The following is a 1,638-nucleotide window of genomic DNA, read 5'->3' as shown; positions in this document are numbered from 1 at the left end:
CGAGGAGGCCCTCGGCGGCGAGGCGGAGGACCCGGGCGGGGAGGACCTGCCGTGAGGGGGTCGCCGTCCACGGACGGCGACCCCCTCAGCGCTAGTGGCTCCCGCCCGCGCTCTGCGGGACGGCCGACGGCGCACCGACCCGGACGGGTCCGGCCGTGCGGGCGCGCATGCGGGAGGCCGTACGCTCCGCGAGCGTCGTGAGCAGCCAGTTGATGAGGATGAAGATCACCGCCGCGACGAGCAGCGCGGGCAGCAGGTTGCCGAAGTTGCTGCCCACGAGCCGGGCGGCCCGCAGCAGCTCGGTGTAGGTGATGATGTAGCCGAGCGCCGAGTCCTTGAGGATGACGACGAGCTGGCTGACCATCGACGGCAGCATGGCGAGCATCGCCTGGGGCAGCTCGACCAGGCGCAGCGACTGCCCGTGGCGCAGGCCGATCGTCAGCGCCGCCTCCCGCTGGCCGCGGGGCAGGCTCACCACGCCCGAGCGCAGCAGCTCCGCGATGACCGAGCCGTTGTAGAGCGTGAGCGCGACGACGACGGCCCAGAGCGGGCCCTCGGACGCAGGCACCACGCCGCTCCGGGTGAACCAGAAGTACAGGAAGATCATCATGATCAGCACCGGCACGGCGCGGAAGAACTCCACGACGGCGCCGGACACCCACCGCACGGGGGCGAGCTGGGACAGGCGCCCCAGGCCGAAGACGAGCGCGAAGACGTGGGCGCCGATGATGGCGAGGAACGCTGCCTTGAGGGTGGCCAGGAGCCCGGGGAGGAAGAAGTTCTCCCACACGTTCGACGTGAGGAACGGCTCCCACTTCTGTGCGGTGAACTGGCCCTTGCCGGCGAGGCCGATGACCACCCACGTGAGCAGCGCGAGGAGGACGAGCGCCCCGATGATGTTGGCCACGAGGATGCGGCGCCGCATGCGAGGGCCGGGGGCGTCGAAGAGGGTGGTGCTCATCGGCGGACCGCCGCCTTCCGGGAGACATAGGTGGCCAGCAGCCCCATCGGCAGGACGATGACGATGAAGCCGAGGGCGAAGGTCAGGAAGATCGCGACGATGTACTGCGGGTGGAACTCGATCATCGTGTTCATCACCGAGGAGGCTTGGAACACGCCGGCCGCCTGGGCGACGGTGGTGTTCTTCGCCAGCGCGATGAGCGTGTTGCCCAGCGGCGCCACCGAGCCGCGGAAGGCCTGCGGCAGGATGATGAGGCGCATCGAGTCGGTGAAGCCGAGGCCGATCGCCCGGGCCGCCTCTGCCTGGCCGACAGGGACGGTGTTGACGCCGCTGCGCAGCGCCTCGCAGACGAACGCGCCGGTGTAGGCCGCCAGGCCGAGCACGGCGAGGCGGAAGCTGTTGACCTCGAGCCAGCCCGCCTGGTCACGGCTGACGAGCTGGATGTCGAGCTGCCCCCACAGGACGAGGGAGCAGAACACGACGACGAGGGTGAGCGGGGTGTTGCGCACGAGCGTGACGTACGCGGCGCCCGCCAGGCGCAGGCTCGGCGCGGGGCTGACCCGCATGGCCGCGAGGACCACGCCGATGACCAGGGCGGCCAGCCCCGAGAAGAGGGTGAGCCGGAGGTTGGAGCCGAACGCGCCGATCACGTCGTACTGCGTGACGACCTCGGCGAA

The 1,638-nt window shown here is 70.8% G+C and carries 2 protein-coding genes; both read right to left on the bottom strand.

Going from position 1 to position 1,638, the window contains the following annotated elements; genetic code table 11:
• Positions 1 to 91: 91 nt before the first annotated feature.
• Positions 92 to 961, bottom strand: a complete 870-nt coding sequence (locus tag FHE66_RS14040; protein ID WP_139073584.1) for an amino acid ABC transporter permease — start codon at positions 959 to 961, stop codon at positions 92 to 94.
• Positions 958 to 1,638 (bottom strand): amino acid ABC transporter permease (locus FHE66_RS14035; protein ID WP_139073672.1); only part of this gene is annotated, 681 nt, incomplete at its 5' end. The genes FHE66_RS14035 and FHE66_RS14040, both read right to left, overlap by 4 nt.

It is taken from the genome of Georgenia sp. 311 (genome assembly GCF_006151955.1).
In the GTDB taxonomy this organism is placed as follows: Bacteria; Actinomycetota; Actinomycetes; order Actinomycetales; family Actinomycetaceae; genus Oceanitalea; species Oceanitalea wutianyii.
Note: the sequence above shows the minus strand (reverse complement) of the source record. Positions and strands in the feature narration are given on the sequence as shown.